This is a genomic window from Pseudomonas sp. ok272 (assembly GCF_900109995.1).
In the GTDB taxonomy this organism is placed as follows: Bacteria; Pseudomonadota; Gammaproteobacteria; order Pseudomonadales; family Pseudomonadaceae; genus Aquipseudomonas.
Genome location: NZ_FOCB01000001.1, coordinates 190,789 through 211,900 on the forward strand (window position 1 = coordinate 190,789; position 21,112 = coordinate 211,900).

A 21,112-nucleotide genomic window follows, 5' to 3' on the forward strand; every position below is an offset into this window, starting at 1 on the left:
GCCCACGCCGCAGGCTCGCCGAGCACATGTTTTTCACGGTCTGGGCCGCCATTACCTCGGTCTCCATAGGGCCTGAAAGGATCGCGCATGTTTGAAAACTTAACCGACCGTCTCTCGCAGACGCTGCGCCATGTCACCGGCAAGGCCAAGCTGACCGAAGACAACATCAAAGACACCTTGCGTGAAGTGCGCATGGCGTTGCTGGAAGCCGACGTCGCCCTGCCGGTGGTCAAGGACTTCGTCAACTCGGTCAAGGAGCGCGCCGTCGGCACCGAGGTGTCGCGTAGCCTCACGCCGGGCCAGGCCTTTGTGAAGATCGTCCAGGCCGAACTCGAAAGCCTGATGGGCGCGGCCAACGAAGATTTGAACCTGAGCGCCGTGCCGCCGGCCGTGATCTTGATGGCTGGCCTGCAGGGCGCGGGTAAAACCACGACCGCCGGCAAGCTGGCGCGCTTCCTTAAGGAGCGCAAGAAGAAGTCGGTGATGGTGGTATCGGCGGACGTGTACCGTCCGGCGGCTATTAAGCAGTTGGAAACCCTGGCCAACGACATCGGCGTGACGTTTTTTCCGTCCGACCTGAGCCAGAAACCGGTGGACATCGCTGAGGCGGCTATTAAAGAAGCCCGGTTGAAGTTCATCGACGTGGTGATTGTCGATACCGCCGGTCGCCTGCACATCGACGAAGAGATGATGGGCGAGATCAAGGCCCTGCACGCCGCGATCAACCCGGTCGAGACGCTGTTCGTGGTCGATGCCATGACCGGCCAGGACGCCGCCAACACCGCCAAGGCGTTTGGCGAAGCCTTGCCGCTGACCGGCGTGATCCTGACCAAGGTCGACGGCGATGCCCGTGGTGGTGCCGCGCTGTCGGTGCGTGCCATCACCGGCAAGCCGATCAAGTTCATCGGTATGGGCGAGAAGACCGAGGCGCTTGAGCCGTTCCACCCCGAGCGGATCGCTTCGCGCATCCTCGGCATGGGCGACGTGCTCAGCCTGATCGAGCAAGCCGAAGCCACCCTCGACAAGGACAAGGCCGAAAAACTGGCCAAGAAACTGAAGAAGGGCAAGGGCTTCGACCTCGAAGACTTCCGCGATCAGTTGCAACAAATGAAGAACATGGGCGGCCTTGGCGGTCTCATGGACAAGCTGCCGAACATGGGCGGTGTGAACCTGGCGCAAATGGGCAACGCCCAGGGCGCGGCAGAGAAGCAATTCAAGCAGATGGAAGCCATCATCAACTCCATGACCCCGGCCGAGCGCCGCGACCCCGAGCTGATCAGCGGTTCGCGCAAGCGTCGGATCGCCATGGGTTCGGGCACCCAGGTGCAGGACATCGGTCGCTTGATCAAGCAACACAAGCAGATGCAGAAGATGATGAAGAAATTCTCCGCCAAGGGCGGGATGGCCAAAATGATGCGCGGCATGGGCGGTATGTTGCCCGGCGGCGGCATGCCCAAGATGTAAAGAATTCGCACGGGGCTCGCCCTGTGCTGACCCACACGGACGTGGGACTTCCAGCAAACCCGCACTTGGCGGGAGCTGACTGGCCGTTTTTACCGACGGCTCTATGGCAAATCTGGATGGCACGCCGATAGGCGCCGGAAAAAGACATTTGCAAAAGTCCGGATATTCCTTAGAATATGCGGCCTTTCGGGCACCTATGCCCGCTGTGCATTTAGATTTGCAGCACCGACTACAGGAACTATGTTCACATGCTAACAATCCGTCTTGCCCTTGGCGGCTCCAAAAAGCGCCCGTTCTACCACTTGACCGTAACCGACAGCCGCAACCCGCGCGACGGTTCGCACAAGGAACAGGTTGGTTTCTTCAACCCTGTTGCTCGTGGTCAAGAAGTCCGTCTGTCCGTGAACCAAGAGCGCGTAGCCTACTGGCTGAGCGTTGGTGCACAACCTTCTGAGCGTGTTGCTCAGTTGCTGAAGGACGCTGCTAAGGCTGCGGCCTGAGCAATATGAACGCGACGCCTGCTGTTGCTGATGATTTGATCGTTATCGGCAAAATTTATTCTGTTCATGGCGTTCGCGGCGAAGTGAAGGTGTATTCCTTTACTGATCCGACAGAAAACCTCTTGCAGTACAAAACCTGGACGCTCAAGCGCGAAGGCAGCGTCAAGCAAGTTGAGCTGGTCAGCGGACGTGGGAACGACAAGTTCCTGGTCGCAAAGCTCAAGGGTCTTGATGATCGTGAAGAAGCGCGTCTTCTGGCCGGTTATGAGATCTGCGTGCCGCGCAACCTGTTCCCTGAACTGACCGACGGCGAGTACTACTGGTACCAGCTCGAAGGTCTGAAGGTCATTGACCAACTCGGGCAATTGCTCGGGAAGATCGATCATCTTCTGGAAACCGGCGCCAATGATGTAATGGTGGTCAAGCCTTGCGCTGGCAGCCTGGATGATCGCGAACGCTTGTTGCCCTATACGGAGCAATGCGTGTTGGCCGTCGACCTGGCCGCAGGCGAGATGAAGGTGGAATGGGATGCGGACTTCTAAGCGTGGCTAACTTGCGCGTAGAAGTGATCAGTTTGTTTCCCGAGATGTTCTCCGCCATCAGCGAGTACGGCATCACCAGTCGGGCGGTGAAACAGGGGCTCTTGCAGCTCACCTGTTGGAATCCGCGAGACTACACGACGGATCGACATCACACTGTGGACGACCGCCCGTTTGGCGGTGGCCCGGGCATGGTGATGAAGATCAAGCCCCTGGAAGATGCTCTGGTTCAGGCCAAGGCAGCAGCCGGGGAGGCGGCGAAGGTCATTTACCTGTCGCCCCAAGGCCGTCAACTGAATCAGTCGGCGGTACGCGAGTTGGCGAATGAGGAAGCATTAATCCTGATTGCCGGCCGCTATGAAGGCATTGACGAGCGTTTTATTGAAGCTCATGTCGATGAAGAGTGGTCGATTGGTGACTATGTATTGTCTGGCGGCGAGCTGCCGGCGATGGTCCTGATTGACGCGGTTACACGACTGCTGCCTGGAGCTTTAGGGCATGCAGACTCCGCCGAGGAAGATTCCTTTACGGATGGTCTGCTGGATTGCCCGCATTACACCCGACCGGAGGTGTATGTGGATCAGCGTGTTCCCGACGTGTTGCTTAGTGGCAATCACGCGCACATCCGGCGTTGGCGTTTACAGCAGTCCCTTGGTAGGACCTTTGAACGACGCGCCGATCTTCTGGAAAGCCGCTCGCTTTCTGGAGAAGAGAAGAAGCTGCTCGAGGAATACATCCGCGAGCGGGACGATAGTTAACAACGTATCGATGGTAAGTCCGATGACTTGCCTTAGGAGCACAGCATGACTAACAAAATCATCCTTGCACTCGAAGCAGAGCAGATGACCAAAGAGATCCCTACCTTTGCCCCGGGCGACACCATTGTCGTTCAGGTGAAAGTGAAGGAAGGCGACCGTTCGCGTCTGCAAGCGTTCGAAGGCGTTGTAATCGCCAAGCGTAACCGCGGCGTTAACAGTGCATTCACCGTTCGTAAAATCTCCAACGGTGTTGGCGTAGAGCGTACTTTCCAGACCTACAGCCCGCAAATCGACAGCATGGCTGTCAAGCGTCGCGGTGACGTACGTAAAGCCAAGCTGTACTACCTGCGTGACCTGTCGGGTAAAGCAGCTCGCATCAAGGAAAAACTGGCTTAAGTCCAGCTTCCGATGCAGAAAAAAGCAGCCTTCGGGCTGCTTTTTTGTGCCTGCGATTTGTCCTCGTCCCTTTGCCGTACGGGGCTTCAATCCGCCTGGGCTTCGGGCTGGATCAGTGCCACCAGCGTCCAGCCTGGCGAGGGCTTGAGCAGGCGTTCAGGTGTCAGCACGTGCACCCAGCCGCTGGTGTCGCGGGCAAACAGCAAGGTAGCACGCTCGCCGTGCAGCGCTTGGTAATCGTCCCAGCCAAAGCCGTCGGTCAGGTGGGTGGTGTACAACTCCGCTCCTTGGCCCAGGAGGCTGGCGAGTTTGGTGTATGTCAGCGGTTGGCTGCCCAGCAATTGCCCACGGTACTCGTCGCTGGCCCGGTGCTTGTCGGTGCGCCGGCTTTCCTGGCCGCTGGCCAGTGAAAATATCCGTTTATGGCCAAAGTCGTGACGAAAGCGCATGGACGCCAGGGTGTTCAACTCGCCCGAAGGTGACAGCGCCAACAGGTGCCCGAAGCCGACCAGGTCCAGGTGGGCGTCGGCGTGCTGCGAGGCCGGGTTGCCGAAGTAGGTCGGCAGGCCTTCCATGCGCGCCGCCCGAATGTTCTCCCAGCTTGAATCGGTCAGCAGCACGCGGCTGCCAAGTTGTTGCAGCGATTTGCCAAGGGTGCGTGCCGGGCCGTTGGCGCCGACGATCAGAAAGCCGCTGGGCGCCGGTTCTGCCACCTTCAACAAGCGCGCCAATGGGCGGGCGGTGGCGCTTTGCAGCACCACCGTGCCGATGATCACCGCAAAGGTCAGGGGCACCAGCAGCAGGGCACCGGCATGGCCGGCTTCGTGCAGGCGGATGGCAAAGATCGCCGACACCGCAGCCGCGACAATCCCTCTGGGGGCAATCCAGGACAGCAGTGCGCGCTCACGCCAGTTCAGGTTCGAGCCCAGGGTCGACAACATGACATTCAACGGCCGGGCGATGAACTGAATCACCAGCAGCAACAAGAGTACGTAGGGGCCCAGGCCAATCATGGCGTCCAGGTCCAGGCGCGCCGCCAGCAGGATGAACAGCCCGGAGATCAACAGGACGCTGAGGTTTTCCTTGAAGTGCAGGATGTGCCGCACATCCACACCTTTCATATTGGCCAGCCACATGCCCATCAGGGTGACCGCCAGCAAGCCGGACTCATGCATCGTTTGGTTGGCCGCGATAAAGATGCCCAGCACGGCGGCCAGCGAGGCCAGGTTGTGCAGGTACTCCGGCAACCATTGGCGGCGGATCAGAACACCCAGCGCCCAGCCTCCGAGGATGCCGAACAGGCTGCCGCACAGGATGACCCCGCCGAAGGTCAACAGGCTGTGCTTGAGCCCGTGACCCTCGGCGCTGGCGATGATGAAGCTGTAGACCACCACGGCGAGCAGTGCACCGATGGGGTCAATGACGATGCCTTCCCAGCGCAGGATGTTGGCGATCGAGGCGTTGGGGCGAACCACGCGCAGCATGGGGACGATCACGGTGGGGCCGGTGACCAGGGTCAGGCTGCCGAACAGGATCGCCAGCTGCCAGTCGAAGTCCAGCAGCCAATGGGTGGCCACGGCGATCACCACCCAGGTTGCCAGGGCACCAATGGTCACCAGGCGATGCACGACACTGCCGATCTCGCGCCACTCCGACAGGTGCAAGGTCAGGCTGCCCTCGAACAGGATCAGCGCCACGGCCAGTGAAACCAGGGGCATCAGCAGTGGGCCGAACATCGTTTGCGGATCGAACCAGCCCATGACCGGCCCGACCAGGATGCCGGTGATCAACAGGAACAAAATGGCCGGTAGTTTCAGGCGCCAGGCCAGCCATTGGCAGGCCAGTGCTGCGAGACCGACGCCACCGAAGGCCAGGAGGATTTGCTGCTCGTTCATTGATGCACCCTGTTCCTTGAAATGGCTGGCTATGAAAGACTAGCGGCCATTCTTGCCGTTCATCCTTTTTTTTCGCGTAGCCCCTGGGCCGCGAGTCTGAGTGCCCATGCCTGCCATCGATCACCCCTTGATAGACCAGTTTCTCGACGCCTTGTGGCTGGAAAAAGGTCTCTCCGACAACACCCGAGGTGCCTACCGCAGTGACCTGGCGCTGTTCAACGGCTGGCTTGTGGACAAGGGACTGGACTTGGCCAATGCCGGTCGCGAGCTGATCCTGGATCACCTGGCCTGGCGTCTGGAGCAAAACTACAAGCCGCGTTCCACCGCGCGGTTTCTTTCCGGTGTGCGTGGTTTCTATCGCTATCTATTGCGTGAAAAGCTGATCGCCGTGGACCCGACCCTGCGGGTTGACATGCCACAGTTGGGCAGGCCATTGCCTAAGTCGTTGTCGGAAGCGGATGTGGAGGCGCTGCTCAAAGCGCCGGACCTGAGCGAGGCCATCGGCCAGCGAGACCGCGCCATGCTCGAAGTGCTGTATGCCTGTGGCCTACGGGTGACCGAGTTGATCAGCCTGACCCTGGAGCAGGTCAACTTGCGCCAGGGCGTGCTGCGGGTGATGGGCAAGGGCAGCAAGGAGCGCCTGGTGCCGATGGGCGAGGAGGCGATTGTGTGGATCGAGCGTTATATGCGCGATGCCCGTGGCGAGCTGCTGGGCGGACGGCCCAGCGATGTGCTGTTCCCCAGTCTGCGCGGCGAGCAGATGACCCGTCAGACGTTCTGGCATCGGATCAAGCACCAGGCCAAGGTCGCCGGGATTGGCAAGTCACTGTCGCCCCACACGTTGCGTCATGCGTTTGCGACCCACTTGTTGAACCATGGCGCTGATTTGCGGGTGGTGCAGATGCTGCTGGGGCACAGCGATTTGTCTACCACTCAAATCTATACCCATGTGGCCCGGGCGCGTTTGCAGGACTTGCATGCCAAGCATCATCCGCGGGGCTGATCGATTCAAACGGTGGGCGCAAGACCGGCTTGCCGGCGAAGGCGGCCTGACAGTTGACTGAGATGCCGACTGATACAGCGCCTTCGCGAGCGGGCTCGCTCCCACGCGGGTCCTCAGCGAATGCAAATCCTGCGCTCGACACGGATCCCCGTGGGAGCGAGCCCGCTCGCGAAAGCGGTGGGTCAGTCAACGGAGATGCTGGCTGTGCCGGCCTCTTCGCGGGCGAGCCCCATCCTGGTCCACGGCGAACACACATCCGGGGAGCAGCTCAAGTCCTTGGAGCGAGGCTTGCCCGCGAAGAGGCCAGCCCATTCAGCATCGATGTCGCCAGACATACCGCCTTCGCGGGCAGGCCCACCACACAAATCCGGGCCTGGCACGGGATGTGTGTTCGCCGTGGACCAGGGAGCGAGACCGGCTTGCCGGCGAAGGTGCCCTGGCAGCGGCCTATTTTTTGTGGAGACACCTCGCTCCCACAAAGGACTGGCCCCTCGTATCACCGGGAGTCGGCCACGCAAGCCTTATGTGGTAGGCTTTGCCGGTTTGTACGGTGGGCAGTTATGACCCGGTGTTTCGGCACGGGTGTTCTAGCTGAGCCATTTGTCTGTCTTCAGGAGATCTCATGCGTCTGACCCAAATTTTCGCCGCCGCCGCTATCGCGTTGGTCAGCACCTTTGCCGTCGCCGATGATGCGGCTGATAAAGCCATTCGTAAGAGCTTGGATACGCTCCAGCTCGACACCCCGATCGAATCGATCAGCGCCAGTCCGTTGAGCGGCCTTTACGAAGTCAAGCTCAAGGGCAGTCGCGTGTTGTACGCCAGTGCCGACGGCCAGTACATCGTCCAGGGCTATCTGTTCCAGCTCAAGGATGGCCAGCCCGTCAACTTGACCGAGAAAGCCGAGCGCGTGGGGATCTCCAAGTTGATCAACGGGATTCCGGTGGCTGAAACCGTGGTCTACCCGGCCATTGGCGAGACCAAGACCCACATCACCGTATTCACCGACACCACCTGCCCGTACTGCCACAAGTTGCACGCCGAAGTGCCGGCCTTGAACAAGATGGGCATCGAAGTGCGTTATGTTGCGTTCCCGCGCCAGGGCCTTGGCTCGCCGGGTGACGAGCAGTTGCAGGCCGTGTGGTGTTCGAGCGACAAGAAAGCCGCCATGGACAAGATGGTCGATGGCAAGGAAATCAAGGCCGCCAAGTGCGTCAACCCGGTTGCCAAGCAGTTCGCCCTGGGCCAGTCCATTGGCGTGAACGGCACGCCAGCCATCGTGTTGGCCGATGGCCAAGTGATTCCTGGCTACCAGCCAGCACCACAAGTGGCCAAACTGGCCCTGGGTGCGAAATAATCCTGCGTCGTCACGGTAAGCCTTTGACGATCATGGAGCGACGACAGCCGTCGGCGCTCCATTAATAGAGAGCCGCGTGTGCGGTTGTTTTCACGGCCGACCTTGAGTCGGCCGTTTCATGGGGAGTTCACAGTGAAACCGGTCAAAGTAGGCATCTGTGGGTTAGGGACCGTCGGTGGCGGTACCTTCAACGTACTTCAGCGCAACGCCGAGGAAATTGCTCGTCGTGCCGGGCGTGGAATCGAAGTGGCACAAATTGCCACGCGCACGCCAAAGCCTCAGTTCCAGACGACCGGTATTGCGATTACCAACGATGTCTTCGATGTGGCCACGAACCCTGAGATCGACATCGTCATAGAGTTGGTGGGCGGCTACACCGTTGCCCGCGAGCTGGTACTCAAAGCGATCGAGAACGGAAAACACGTGGTCACCGCCAACAAGGCGCTGATCGCGGTACACGGTAACGAAATCTTCGCCAAGGCCCGCGAGAAGGGCGTGATCGTGGCGTTCGAAGCGGCGGTGGCGGGTGGCATCCCGGTGATCAAGGCGATTCGTGAAGGCCTGTCGGCCAACCGGATCAACTGGGTCGCGGGCATCATCAACGGCACCGGTAACTTCATCCTCACCGAGATGCGCGAGAAGGGTCGTACCTTCGAAGACGTGCTGGCCGAAGCCCAGGCCCTGGGTTACGCCGAAGCCGATCCGACCTTCGACGTCGAAGGCATCGATGCGGCCCACAAGCTGACAATCCTGGCCTCCATCGCCTTCGGTATCCCGCTGCAGTTCGACAAGGCCTACACCGAAGGCATCACCAAGCTGACCACCGCTGACGTGAACTACGCCGAAGCCCTGGGTTACCGCATCAAGCACCTGGGCGTCGCGCGCAGCACCGAAAGCGGCATCGAGTTGCGCGTGCACCCGACTTTGATTCCGGCCGATCGCCTGATCGCCAATGTCAACGGCGTGATGAACGCGGTGATGGTCAACGGTGATGCCGCGGGCTCGACCTTGTTCTACGGTGCCGGTGCCGGCATGGAGCCAACCGCTTCGTCGGTGATCGCCGACCTGGTGGACGTGGTCCGCGCGATGACCAGCGATCCGGAAAACCGGGTGCCGCACCTGGCCTTCCAGCCGGACTCGCTGTCGGCTCACCCGATCCTGCCGATCGATGCGTGCGAAAGTGCCTACTACCTGCGCATCCAGGCCAAGGATCATCCCGGCGTGTTGGCCCAGGTGGCGAGCATCCTGTCGGAGCGCGGGATCAACATCGAATCGATCATGCAAAAAGAAGTCGAAGAACATGATGGCCTGGTGCCGATGATCCTGTTGACGCACCGTGTGCTGGAACAGCGCATGAACGATGCGATCACGGCCCTCGAAGCGCTGCAAGGCGTGGACGGGCCGGTCGTGCGGATCCGCGTCGAGCACCTGAACTAAGCCGATTTGTTCACCGGGCCCGCGCGGGCCCGGGTTTGCGAACTCTGTCTATTGGAGCCAGTCATGCGTTATATCAGTACCCGCGGCCAGGCACCGGCCCTGAATTTTGAAGATGTCCTGTTGGCTGGCCTGGCCAGCGACGGCGGCCTGTATGTGCCGGAAAACCTGCCACGCTTCACCCAGGAAGAAATCGCCTCCTGGGCCGGCCTGCCGTACCACGAGCTGGCCTTCCGGGTGATGCGCCCGTTCGTCGCCGGCAGCATCCCGGACGCCGACTTCAAGAAAATCCTCGAAGCCACCTACGGTGCGTTCTCCCACAGCGCCGTGGCCCCACTGCGACAGTTGAACGGCAACGAATGGGTGCTGGAGCTGTTCCATGGCCCGACCCTGGCGTTCAAGGACTTCGCCCTGCAACTGCTCGGCCGCCTGCTCGACTACGTGCTGCAAAAGCGCGGCGAGCGCGTGGTGATTGTCGGCGCCACTTCCGGTGATACCGGCTCGGCCGCTATCGAAGGCTGCAAGCATTGCGAAAACGTCGACATCTTCATCCTGCACCCGCACAACCGGGTCTCGGAAGTGCAGCGTCGGCAGATGACCACGCTGTTTGGCGACAACATCCACAACATCGCGATCGAAGGCAACTTCGATGACTGCCAGGAAATGGTCAAGGCCAGCTTCGCTGACCAGGGTTTCCTCAAGGGCACCCGCCTGGTGGCCGTGAACTCGATCAACTGGGCGCGGATCATGGCTCAGATCGTTTACTACTTCCACGCCGCCCTGCAATTGGGCGGGCCGGCGCGTTCGGTGGCGTTCTCGGTGCCTACCGGCAACTTCGGCGACATCTTCGCCGGCTACCTGGCTCGCAACATGGGCCTGCCGATCAGCCAACTGATTGTCGCCACCAACCGCAATGACATCCTGCACCGCTTCATGAGCGGCAATCAGTACGTCAAGCAAACCCTGCACGCCACCCTGTCGCCGTCGATGGACATCATGGTCTCCTCGAACTTCGAGCGCCTGCTGTTCGACCTGCACGGTCGCAATGGCGCGGCCATCGCCGGCCTGATGGACAGCTTCAAGCAAGGCGGCGGTTTCAGCGTCGAAGCGGAGCGCTGGACCGAAGCGCGCAAGCTGTTCGATTCCTTGGCCGTGGATGATGCCCAGACCTGCGAGACCATCGCCGAGGTCTACGAGCAAACCGGCGAGTTGCTGGATCCGCACACCGCCATTGGCGTCAAGGCCGCTCGCGAGTGCCGTCGCAGCCTGGATACCCCGATGGTGATCCTGGGGACCGCCCACCCGGTCAAGTTCCCTGAGGCAGTGGAAAAGGCAGGCGTAGGAAAAGCGCTTGAACTACCCGCGCACCTTTCTGATTTGTTCGAGCGAGATGAGCGCTGCACGGTTTTGCCAAATGACCTGAAGGCCGTGCAGGCCTTTGTCAGCCAGCATGGCAACCGCGGCAAGCCTCTCTGACCGGCAAAATCCGTCACATCTTGAAGCCCGTCTCCTGACGGGCTTTCTTGTTCTTGCGTGGCACACTTGGCGTGGATTCCCCCCTCAGGGATGGGTGAGTGAACATCAAGGAAGTGGTTATGCGGTTTTTCTTACGGTTGCAGCCAGCCTTGCGCTGGGTGATTGTGCTGGGGGTCCTGGCATCGACTCGCGGCGTGTCGGCGACTCAACTGAACACGCTGAATGGGGCGGTGGAGGTGGCCTCGGCGTCTCTGGGGCTGGATGCCCAGGAGCGTGCGTGGATCGCCGAGCATCCCCGGGTCATCGTTGCGTCGGTGCAGTATCCGTTGTACCTGTTCAAGGACGAGCAGGGGCAGTGGAATGGCCTGAATAACGACATCCTGCAGCGCATCTCTAGCATGACGGGGATTGAGTTCGTGCATGAGGAGTCGTTCTCCACCGACCACCTGCTCGGGTTGCTGGAGAGCGGGCGTGCCGACATGAGCACGACCCTGGCCGCGAATGAAGAGCGCCAGACGTTCCTGGACTTCACCCATGCCTTTGGCGGGTCAGGCTGGGTGTTCGTTGGGCGCAGTGGGGCGGTAGCCGTGCATTCGCTGGCGGATCTCTCTGGCAAGGTACTGGCACTGCCCACCCGGCATGCCCTGGAAACCGGCATCCGGGCCGACTATCCACAGATCCAACTGCGTTCGGTCAAAACCTACGCCGAGGCGCGCGCGCTGGTAGAGAGCGGTGAAGCCTACGCCACCATTGAAAACGAAACCGGTGCCTACCTGTACCCGGCCGGTCGGCTGCTGATCGGTTCGCGTATCGAGGGCAAATGGGAAGCGGACAAACTCGCCCTGCGCAAGGGCCAGCCGCACCTGCTGAGCATCCTCAACAAAGCCCTTGAAGCGTTTTCCGCGGCAGAGCTGCGGGCCATGCGCTTCAAGTGGCTGGGGAGTGTGCTGCCGAGCAAGCCGCCCACGCTGTGGCAGCGCGTGTACCTATGGGGGTGTTGGGGGGCGGTCGTTGCCAGTCTGTTTACGCTGCTGTCGCTGCTGTGGGGACGGCGCTTGAAACGGCAAGTCGAACAGCAACGCAACGTCGAGCGCCAGCTCAGTGATCAACTGGCCTTTCAGGCCACCTTGATCAATGCCATGCCCGACCCGGTGTTTGTCAGGGATCTGGAGGGGCGATTGATCCAGTGCAACAAAAGCTATGAAGATCGCTTGTCCACCCGGTTCGATCAGGTGCAAGGCAAGCGTTTGACCGAAGTCGACACCTTTCCCATCGACACGGCCAGGCTGTTGCACGGGGAAATCATGGAGCAGCTCAGTCATCGCAAAGGGCGCTTTGTCGAACGTCGGTTGCTCTTCAAGTGTGGTGTCAGGGACGTCTATCAATGGACGGTGCCGTTCTACAGCGCCGACGGCTTGTTACAGGGTGTGGTCGGGGGATGGCGCGAGATCGGCGAGCGCCCGGGCGAGGCGCGCGATTGATAGCGGCGTGGCAGGGCGGAGGGGCGTATTTGCTCGCGCTCAGAAACTGATTCGTTATCTGTGGGAACCTTCTGGCGAATGCGTCAGTCATACCCATACCATCAAGATCAAGCATTGTGCTCCGGTGCTTGTCGCTTGTGGTACTGGCCTTTGTAGGCCACGTTTGACCCCGAGTCGTCTCCCCACTTCTCGGGGTTTCTTTTGTCTGGCGTTTGCTCAAGGCCTTTGCTGGTCAAAGAACGCCTTGGCGTCTTCCCGATACTCGCTGCGCATCTGCGGGTCGAGCCATTGGGCATAGAATTCGATCAGTTGAGTGTGCCGCAGCCGGCTGATGGTTTCGTTGATCGCGCTGATGGCCTGGCGTCCCTGGACCGTGTTCGAGCAGGCGACGTGGATCGACTGGTATTTGTCGGTGCCGCGAATGGCAAAGAACTCCAGCTCGGTGGGGGCGATGCCCTGTTGCAGCGCCTGGTAGCGAATTTCCGACCAATAGCCGAGCACCGCGCTCAAACGTCCCAGGCGCTGCATTTGCAGCAGGCTGCCCAGCGCGTCGTTGCCGTAGTGGGCCGCCAGGCTGCTGTTGGGGGCTTGCTGCACAATACGATCCACCACCTCGCCATAGCTGCGTTCGGCGACGACGCCCAGCCGGCTCGACTCGGCGGCCAGCATCTGGGTCAAATCAACCTGATTGTTGACGATGAACGGCGCCAGCAGGTCATGGTCTTGCTGGCGTATGACGATGCCGTTGCTGCGGATCCGGTAGGCGGGGATGGAATAGGCCAGGCGTTTGGCCCGTTGCGGGTTCCAGACCAGCGACGGGTCGCAGGTGAAACTGGGCTCCAGGAGCATCTGCATGGCGCGCGCGCGATTGACCCGCAACAGGCTGTGTTGGTACTGCGGCATGCTGGCGATCAGCAGGGGTATGAACTGGTCGATCGCCCCCAGGTTTTTCTGCGGGCCCTCGAAAATCGTCAGCGGCGGCAAATCACGCAGCAACCAGGTCAGCGCGTCCTTGTCGTCGGCTGCGGCGCCAGGCGCCAGGCACGCCAGCGCCACGCCGACAGCCAACTGCCGCAGGCGCTGCCCGATCACGCGGTCCAGGGTTGATAATCTGTTCAGCTTAAATCGCTCCACATTCGCGCAGTTGCGCAATCTGTGCCGTGTCATAGCCCAACTCGCCCAGCACCTGCGCGTTGTGCTCACCCAACTGGGCGCCGACCCACTCGCAGGTCCCGGGTGTCTCGGAAAGTTTCGGCACGATGCCCGGCATCTTGAAGTCCTTGCCGTCGGGCAGCTTGGCCTGCAGGAACATTTCCCGGGCGAGGAACTGCGGGTCGCTGAACATATCTTCGGCACTGAAGATCCGGCTGACGGGCACCTGGGCCGCGTTCAACTGCTCGATCACCGCCTCCAGCGGCAACGAGCCGACCCAACGGTCGATCACCCCGTACAGCTCGTCCCGGCGGCTGTCACGGCCATCGTTGCTGGCCAGGGCAGGGTCGTCGGCCAGGTCGTCGCGGCCCAGGGTCTGCATGAAGCGCTTGAAGATCGCGTCGCCGTTGGCGCCGATCTGCACGTGCTTGCCATCGCGGCTGGTGTGGATCGAGGAAGGTGTGATGCCGGGCATGATGTTGCCGGTGCGCTCGCGGATGAAACCGAACACGTCGAACTCCGGCACCATGCTTTCCATCATCGCGAAGATCGCTTCATACAACGCCACGTCCACCACTTGCCCCTGGCCACCGTTGACTTCACGGTGACGCAAGGCCATCAGCGCGCCGATCACCCCCCACAGCGCGGCAATCGAGTCGCCGATGGAGATCCCGGTGCGCACCGGCGGACGGTCCTCGAAGCCGGTGATGTAGCGCAACCCGCCCATGGACTCACCCACCGCGCCAAATCCCGGCTGGTCCTTCATCGGCCCGGTCTGGCCGAAGCCCGACAGGCGCACCATCACCAGTTTGGGGTTCAGCGCATGCAGCACGTCCCAGCCCAGGCCGAGCTTTTCCAGGACGCCGGGGCGAAAGTTTTCGATGAGGATGTCGGCTTCGGCGAGCAACTGCTTGAGAATCGCCAGGCCGTCCGGGTGCTTGAGGTTCAGGGTCAGGGACTTCTTGTTGCGCGCCTGCACGAACCACCACAGCGACGTGCCTTCGTAGAGTTTGCGCCACTTGCGCAACGGGTCACCGCCGTCCGGTGACTCGATCTTGGTCACATCGGCGCCGAACTCGGCACAAATGCGCGAGGCGAACGGCCCGGCGATCAAGGTGCCGAGTTCGATGACTTTCAGGCCGGCAAGGGGTTTGGCGGTGAGCGGCATGGACGATCCTGTAGGACAAAGGTGTAATCAGGAGAGCGTTTTAACATAGCCCGACGGTTCTCGGCCAAGCTTGATGGTGGTCATGATTCGTTCAATGGCCTGCGCATCGGTTAGACTTGCCGCCTTTCCTCGTATCAAGAAGCGCGTTCATGGCCCAGCCGTCCACCACCTACAAGTTTGAACTGACCCTCACCGACCTCGACCGCAGCGTGTACGAGAGCGTCAAGCAGACCATCGCCCGCCACCCTTCGGAAACCGAAGAGCGTATGACCGTGCGGCTGCTGGCTTACGCCTTCTGGTACAACGAGCAGCTGTCATTCGGTCGCGGTCTGTCGGACGTGGACGAGCCGGCCCTGTGGGAAAAGAGCCTGGACGACCGTGTCCTGCACTGGATCGAAGTCGGCCAGCCTGACGCCGATCGCCTGACCTGGTGCTCGCGCCGCACCGAACGCACCAGCCTGCTGGCCTACGGCAGCCTGCGCGTATGGGAAACCAAGGTGATCCCCGCGGTGAAGAACCTGAAGAACGTCAACATCGCCGCCGTGCCCCAGGAAGTGCTGGAGACCCTGGCCAAGGACATGCCACGCGTAATCAAGTGGGACGTGATGATCAGCGAAGGCACGATCTTCGTCACCGACGACCGTGGCCAGCATGAAGTCCAGTTGCAGTGGTTGCTGGGCGAACGCGGCTGAGACCGCGTGTGACGCCGATTGCCTAGATCCCACCCAGAGAAGCCTTATCGCCCCATGCGCATCGAACCTCGCCTGCTACCCGACACCCTGCCGTTCCTCGGTGATCTGCCACCGTTGCTGACCCGCCTGTACGCCGCGCGCGGTGTGCAGTCCGAGGTTGAGCTGGACAAGAGTCTGGCGCGTTTGATCCCGTATCAGCAGCTCAAGGGGATCGACGCTGCGGTGGATTTGCTGGTGGTGGCCCTGGAGCAGCGCCAGCGGATCCTGATCGTCGGTGACTTCGATGCCGATGGCGCGACGGCCAGCACGGTGGGCGTGCTCGGCCTGCGCCTGCTGGGCGCGGCCCATGTCGACTACCTGGTGCCGAACCGCTTTGAGTATGGCTACGGCCTGACCCCGGAAATCGTCGCGGTGGCCCTGCAGCGCCAGCCGCAGTTGCTGATCACCGTGGACAACGGCATTTCCAGCGTCGAAGGCGTGGCCGCGGCGAAACAGGCCGGGCTCAAGGTGCTGGTCACCGACCACCACTTGCCGGGCGATGAACTGCCGCTGGCCGACGCCATCGTCAACCCGAACCAGCCGGGCTGCGAGTTTCCGAGCAAGGCGCTGGCCGGTGTGGGGGTGATTTTCTACGTGCTGATGGCCTTGCGTGCGCGCTTGCGCAGCCTGGGTTGGTACGAGACCCGGCCGCAACCGAACATCGGTGAACTGCTGGACCTGGTGGCGCTGGGCAGCGTGGCCGACGTGGTGCCGCTGGATGCCAACAACCGGATCCTGGTGCACCAAGGGCTGGAGCGGATTCGCGCCGGCCGGGCGCGGCCGGGGATCAAGGCGATCCTCGAAGTGGCCAAGCGCGATCACTCGCGCATCACCTCCACCGACCTGGGGTTCATCCTCGGCCCGCGCCTGAACGCGGCCGGACGCCTGGACGACATGAGCCTGGGCATCGAATGCCTGCTCACCGACGACGCGGGCCTGGCGCAGGAGATGGCCGCGCAACTGGACGGCATGAACCAGGACCGCAAATCCATCGAGCAGGGCATGCAGCGCGAAGCGTTGGCCCAGCTCAAGGACTTGCCGCTGGACTCGATGCCCTTCGGCCTGTGCCTGTTCGACCCGCAGTGGCACCAGGGTGTCATCGGCATCCTCGCCTCGCGGATGAAAGAGCGTTACTTCCGTCCAACCATCGCCTTTGCCGATGCCGGCGACGGCATGCTCAAGGGTTCGGGTCGCTCGGTGCAGGGCTTTCATATTCGCGATGCCTTGAGCGTGGTGGCGGCGCAGCACCCGGAGCTGATCAGCAAGTACGGCGGTCACGCCATGGCGGCGGGGCTGACGTTGCCAGAAGCGCATTTTGCGCAGTTCGCCGAGGCCTTTGACGCCGAGGTGCGGCGACAGTTGTGCGAAGAGGACCTTACCGGGCGCCTGCTGTCGGACGGCACGCTGGCGGTCGAGGAGTTCCACCTGGAGCTGGCCCGCGCCTTGCGCCACGCCGGTCCCTGGGGCCAGCACTTCCCGGAGCCGCTGTTTCATGGGGTGTTTCAGTTGGTGGAGCAGCGGGTGGTCGGCGAGCGTCATCTCAAGGTGGTGCTCAAGAGTGAGTGCGGCGCGGTGAAGCTTGATGGCATCGCTTTTGGCATTGACCGCGATGTGTGGCCGAACCCGACGATCAAGTGGGTGGAGTTGGCTTACAAGCTCGATGTCAATGAGTTCCGGGGCAATGAGACGGTGCAATTGATGATTGCTCATATCGAGCCGCGTTAACTCGTCAGGCAGGTCATCACCTTTTGTGGGCGCGAGACCGGCTTGCCGGCGAAGGCGGCCTACCAGTCGACCTGTCTCTTGTGGATGTACTCAGGTCCACTGTGGGAGCGAGCCCGCTCGCGAAGGCTTGGCGGGTGGTGTGCATATCCGTTGCTGCGGGTGTGGCGGCTGGCGGTTCCGCCCTTACGGCGGGTCACTTTTTCAAACGCCAAAAAGTAACCAAAAGGCTTTGCCCCGAGCGTTCGGCCCCTCGCTAAGGCTCGGGGTTCCTTCGCTACGGTATCCCTCTGGGGGCATCGCCCCCGGTTTGCTTCGCTGCACCTCCACGCGATGAGTTCGACTGCGTCGAACGGCGCTGCGCGCCAGTCCCCAGAGGGACACCTCCGCTCAGCCTGCCGATGGGGCGGGCAGGTCAAAAGCCAGATCAAGATCAAGAGCGGCAGGCGAGCTAACGCTCGGCCTGTTGAGTGGTGAAGAGCGTATCGGGGTGGCTGGGAGTTTAGTGGTGGTGGTGGTGGTGGTGGTGGTGGTGGTGGTGGTGGTGGTGGTGATTTATTTCTGCTGGGAACGCCTCTGCTTCTGGCAGATATATCTCGCTCCACCGGAATCTCACCCCCATCCTCGGTTGTGGACTAGGCTCTAGGCACTGCTTGATTGGCCTGGTGACGTCTTGTTCATTTCCACCCGCGGGGGCGGTGTTGCGTTTTTTCCTGTCACTCGTCGACTTTTCAAACAGAACCCTGGAGCCTGCCCACTGATTCGAGAGGTGCGCCATGAGTCTGCTGCTTGAACCCTATACCCTTCGTCAATTGACTTTGCTCAACCGCATTGCGGTGTCGCCGATGTGCCAGTACTCCAGTGTCGATGGCCTGGCCAATGACTGGCACCTGGTCCACCTCGGCAGCCGTGCCGTGGGCGGGGCCGGGTTGGTGTTTACCGAAGCCACCGCCGTGACCGCCGATGGCCGTATCACCGCCCAGGACCTGGGCCTGTGGAACGATGAACAGATCGAACCGCTGCAACGCATCACGCGTTTCATCACCGCGCAAGGCGCGGTGGCCGGGATTCAACTGGCTCACGCCGGGCGCAAGGCCAGCACCCATCGGCCCTGGCTGGGCAAGCACGGCAGCGTCAAGCCGGGCGATGGCGGTTGGGTGCCGGTCGGGCCGTCGCCGATTGCTTTCGACCCCGAACACACGGCCCCCACACAGTTGAGCGAAGCGCAGATCGGCGAGGTGATCCAGGCCTTTGTCGAGGCCGCCCGGCGTGCGCTGGTGGCCGGTTTCAAAGTGGTGGAGGTGCACGCGGCCCACGGTTACTTGCTGCATCAGTTTCTCTCGCCATTGAGCAATCAGCGCCGCGACCAATACGGCGGTTCGTTCGAGAACCGTATCCGCCTGGTGCTACAAGTCACGGAGGCCGTGCGCGAAGTATGGCCTGAAGAATTGCCGCTGTTCGTGCGGGTCTCGGCCACCGATTGGGTCGAAGACGGCTGGAACCCGGATGAAACCGTGGAGTTGGCGCGACGCCTGAAAGCGCTGGGGGTGGATCTGATTGATGTGTCGTCGGGTGGCACGGCAGCGAATGCCGAGATCCCCATCGGTCCGGGCTACCAGACGCGGTTCGCCGAGCGGGTGCGCAAGGAGGCGGGGATTGCCACCGGCACCGTCGGCCTGATTACCGAGCCGGCGCAGGCCGAGCACATCCTGCGCACCTGCCAGGCCGACATCATCCTGTTGGCCCGTGAGCTGTTGCGCGATCCTTACTGGCCACTGCATGCCGACGATGACCTGGGCGGACGCCGGGCCACTTGGCCGTCGCAGTACCAGCGGGCGACGCATCGGGACCAGCCGGTGCATGAGTCGGACCTGCGCGATTGAGGTGACGCGCTAAAAACAAAGCCCCGGTTGCTTAGGCCGGGGCTTTGTTTTGTTGGATGGCCTTGTAGCGCCTGTACCTCCGTCATCGTCGTTCACACATGCAATGAACAACCGAGATCAATGTGGGAGCGAGCCCGCTCGCGAAGAGGCCGGCACAGGCGCCGCGAGGTTAAACCCCCGGCCACTCCGGGTACTGGCGCTTGTCCGGTGCCGGCGGGAAGTACTGGTACAGCCAGGTCTCGCTCAGGGTGCGGTCGTGGCTGCGGATGAACAGGCGCAGTTCCACCGGTTCGACGCTGTCGTTGGTCGGGAACCAGTCGAAGGTGATCCGATAGCCCTTGATGTCATCGAGCACCAGCACATTGAAGTCCTTGACCTCGCCATTCGACGCGGTGACCACCGGTTCGATGCCCGTGCCTGGCGGCAGGCGATCCAGGCCGCCGCCGTTGAAGTCCACGGCAAAGCGCCGGGCCCAGACCTTGGGGAAGTGCTCGCCCGGTGCCCAGCCCTCGGTGAAGCCGCCCATGCCCGAGCGCGTGGCGTTGACCCGTGCCAGTGGCGTGCTGACGGGCGGCAATGCGCTCCAGTACAGCTTGTAGCCGTAGTTCAGAGAATCACCGGCGGCCACCGGTTTTTTCGGGGTCCAGAAGGCCACGATGTTGTCCAGGGTCTCGCCCGTGGTCGGGATCTCCAGCAGGTCGATGGAGCCTTCGCCCCATGGCGTGGTGGGTTCGACCCACAGGCTTGGACGCTTGCTGTACCAATCGACGGTGTCCTGGTAGCTGGCGAACTCATGGTCGCTCTGCACCAGGCCGAAACCTTTCGGGTCCTTGTCGGCGAAGGCGTTGAACTGCAACTTGGCCGGGTTGTTCAGCGGCCGGCAGATCCACTCGCCGTTGCCGCGCCACATGGCCAGGCGATCCGAATCGTGGATCTGCGGGTGAATGGTGTCGCACATGCGCCGCTCGTAGGTGCCGCAACTGAACATGCTGGTCATCGGCGCGATACCCAATTGCTCGATGGCGGTGCGGGCGTTGACGTGGGCGTCGATGTCCATCACCACGCGCTCGGCCTGGCAATCGATGTCAAAGCGGTAGGCGCCCGTGGCGCTTGGCGAGTCGAGCAGGGCGTAGACCACGAAGCGCGTGCTGTCCTTGGCCGGCGTCTCGAACCAGAACTTGGTGAAGTCGGGAAACTCCTCGCGCTGCTTGGCGTAGGTATCGATGGCCAGGCCACGGGCCGACAAGCCGTACTGGCCAGTGTTATCCACCGCGCGGAAGTAGCTGGCGCCGAGGAACGACACCACGTCGTGGCGATCCAGTTCCGGGGCCTTGAACAGCTTGAACCCGGCAAAGCCCAGGTCGCCCTTGAGCTGCGAGGTGTCGACGTTGCTCTTCTGGTAGTTGAACAGCGAAGGGCGGAAATGCACCTCGCGCGCCTGACGGGTCGTAGGGTCGACGCTGTACATGCGAACCGGCTGCTTGAAGCCCATGCCGACGTGGAAGAACTGCACGTCCAATTGCCCGTTCAGCTCGTTCCACAGCGAGTGGTCGGCGTCGTAGGCAATGGCGTTGAAGTCTTGCGGCGTCATGTTCGCCAGGGTCGGCGGCAACACCTGCTTGGTGTCCTGGTAACCCTGGCTGGCCAGTTGCTTGGCCTGGGCCTTGAGGGTTGCAAAGTCAAAGGCTTGTGCCTCGCCATCGGCCGTCCCGGCCCAGGCCCGTGCGGCCAGCAAACCGGTGGCCGAAAGGCCGGTGTAGGCCGCGATGGCCATGGAGGCCTTGAGCAAATTCCTGCGGTGCATAGGACAACCTGTGTTGGACGATCCCGTCGCATTCCTGGCGGCGTTACGGATCAAGAAGAGAGGTTCGGACAAGCCATCGGCCAAACGTGTCGGATTGTAAACAGATGCCCGGCAAGTGAAAGGCTTGGACATAACTCGCAAACTGATTGGCCGGGGCTTTGTTGTGTCTGAGGGCTTGCAGTGCCTGTGCCGGCCTTTTCGCGGGCAAGCCTCGCTCCTACGGCAATGCCATCTGTATGGGGGCTTTGCAGGCGTTTTAAGTAGGGCGTTTCCTATTTTTGACTAATTACTCTAAAAACCCTCCGCAGCTGTTTTTTTGTTTCTACGCTTAGACCATGACCCGTCTTTGCCC

Annotated in this window: 17 protein-coding genes; 13 read left to right on the forward strand and 4 right to left on the reverse strand. The window is 61.7% G+C overall.

Annotation, left to right across the window (positions count from 1 at the left end):
• Nucleotides 1-87 precede the first annotated feature (87 nt).
• From ffh to rplS, 5 genes are all read left to right on the forward strand, one after another.
• A complete protein-coding gene (gene ffh, locus BMW74_RS00905) occupies nt 88-1,464 on the forward strand; it encodes a signal recognition particle protein (protein ID WP_093412232.1) in 1,377 nt (458 codons plus the stop codon).
• 248 nt (nt 1,465-1,712) lie between these two features.
• Nucleotides 1,713-1,964, forward strand: a complete 252-nt coding sequence (gene rpsP, locus BMW74_RS00910) for a 30S ribosomal protein S16 (protein WP_007944872.1) — start codon at nt 1,713-1,715, stop codon at nt 1,962-1,964.
• Nucleotides 1,965-1,969: 5 nt separating this feature from the next.
• Entirely contained in the window at nt 1,970-2,506 is a 537-nt protein-coding gene (gene rimM / locus BMW74_RS00915; RefSeq protein ID WP_010565276.1) for a ribosome maturation factor RimM, read from the forward strand.
• The gene (trmD, locus tag BMW74_RS00920) at nt 2,488-3,261 is read left to right on the forward strand and encodes a tRNA (guanosine(37)-N1)-methyltransferase TrmD (protein ID WP_175479133.1); all 774 of its coding nucleotides are present in this window, start codon (nt 2,488-2,490) and stop codon (nt 3,259-3,261) included. The genes rimM and trmD overlap by 19 nt, the downstream gene beginning before the upstream one ends.
• A 45-nt stretch (nt 3,262-3,306) precedes the next feature.
• Nucleotides 3,307-3,657, forward strand: coding sequence for a 50S ribosomal protein L19 (rplS, locus tag BMW74_RS00925; RefSeq protein WP_003175895.1), 351 nt, complete (start codon nt 3,307-3,309; stop codon nt 3,655-3,657).
• A gap of 86 nt (nt 3,658-3,743) precedes the next feature.
• Here rplS and BMW74_RS00930 read toward each other — a convergent pair whose 3' ends face one another.
• Nucleotides 3,744-5,552, reverse strand: coding sequence for a cation:proton antiporter (locus BMW74_RS00930; RefSeq protein ID WP_093412235.1), 1,809 nt, complete (start codon nt 5,550-5,552; stop codon nt 3,744-3,746).
• A gap of 106 nt (nt 5,553-5,658) precedes the next feature.
• On the opposite strand from BMW74_RS00930, the gene xerD reads away from it, so the two are divergent.
• The 5 genes from xerD to BMW74_RS00955 all read left to right on the forward strand — a co-directional run bounded on the left by xerD (nt 5,659) and on the right by BMW74_RS00955 (nt 12,300).
• Nucleotides 5,659-6,555 (forward strand): site-specific tyrosine recombinase XerD, encoded by an 897-nt coding sequence (xerD, locus tag BMW74_RS00935; protein WP_093412238.1) that lies wholly within the window; start codon nt 5,659-5,661, stop codon nt 6,553-6,555.
• Nucleotides 6,556-7,177: 622 nt separating this feature from the next.
• Nucleotides 7,178-7,909, forward strand: coding sequence for a DsbC family protein (locus BMW74_RS00940; protein ID WP_093412241.1), 732 nt, complete (start codon nt 7,178-7,180; stop codon nt 7,907-7,909).
• Between the two features lie 132 nt (nt 7,910-8,041).
• The gene (locus BMW74_RS00945; RefSeq protein WP_093412244.1) at nt 8,042-9,346 is read left to right on the forward strand and encodes a homoserine dehydrogenase; all 1,305 of its coding nucleotides are present in this window, start codon (nt 8,042-8,044) and stop codon (nt 9,344-9,346) included.
• Nucleotides 9,347-9,409: 63 nt separating this feature from the next.
• On the forward strand, nt 9,410-10,819 hold the full coding sequence (gene thrC / locus BMW74_RS00950; RefSeq protein ID WP_093412246.1) for a threonine synthase: 1,410 nt from the start codon (nt 9,410-9,412) through the stop codon (nt 10,817-10,819).
• 119 nt (nt 10,820-10,938) lie between these two features.
• Complete coding sequence (locus BMW74_RS00955) at nt 10,939-12,300, forward strand: transporter substrate-binding domain-containing protein (protein ID WP_093412249.1); 1,362 nt, start codon at nt 10,939-10,941, stop codon at nt 12,298-12,300.
• A 216-nt stretch (nt 12,301-12,516) separates the two neighbouring features.
• Here the strand turns inward: BMW74_RS00955 and BMW74_RS00960 are convergent, their stop codons facing one another.
• A complete protein-coding gene (locus tag BMW74_RS00960; protein WP_093412253.1) occupies nt 12,517-13,467 on the reverse strand; it encodes a TIGR02285 family protein in 951 nt (316 codons plus the stop codon).
• Nucleotides 13,421-14,620 carry a CaiB/BaiF CoA transferase family protein gene (locus BMW74_RS00965; protein WP_093412256.1) on the reverse strand — a complete coding sequence of 400 codons (1,200 nt, stop codon included), beginning with the start codon at nt 14,618-14,620 and terminating at the stop codon, nt 13,421-13,423. The genes BMW74_RS00960 and BMW74_RS00965 overlap by 47 nt, the downstream gene beginning before the upstream one ends.
• Before the next feature lie 149 nt (nt 14,621-14,769).
• On the opposite strand from BMW74_RS00965, the gene BMW74_RS00970 reads away from it, so the two are divergent.
• The 3 genes from BMW74_RS00970 (at nt 14,770) to BMW74_RS00985 (ending at nt 18,956) form a co-directional block, all read left to right on the forward strand.
• A complete protein-coding gene (locus BMW74_RS00970; protein ID WP_093412260.1) occupies nt 14,770-15,312 on the forward strand; it encodes a YaeQ family protein in 543 nt (180 codons plus the stop codon).
• A gap of 54 nt (nt 15,313-15,366) precedes the next feature.
• On the forward strand, nt 15,367-17,076 hold the full coding sequence (recJ, locus tag BMW74_RS00975; protein ID WP_093412263.1) for a single-stranded-DNA-specific exonuclease RecJ: 1,710 nt from the start codon (nt 15,367-15,369) through the stop codon (nt 17,074-17,076).
• A 773-nt stretch (nt 17,077-17,849) separates the two neighbouring features.
• On the forward strand, nt 17,850-18,956 hold the full coding sequence (locus BMW74_RS00985; RefSeq protein WP_093412267.1) for an NADH:flavin oxidoreductase/NADH oxidase: 1,107 nt from the start codon (nt 17,850-17,852) through the stop codon (nt 18,954-18,956).
• 169 nt (nt 18,957-19,125) lie between these two features.
• On the opposite strand, the gene BMW74_RS00990 is transcribed toward BMW74_RS00985, so the two are convergent.
• Nucleotides 19,126-20,760: a glucan biosynthesis protein D gene (locus tag BMW74_RS00990; protein ID WP_093412269.1), complete on the reverse strand. Its 1,635-nt coding sequence runs from the start codon at nt 20,758-20,760 to the stop codon at nt 19,126-19,128.
• Between the last annotated feature and the right edge of the window lie 352 nt (nt 20,761-21,112).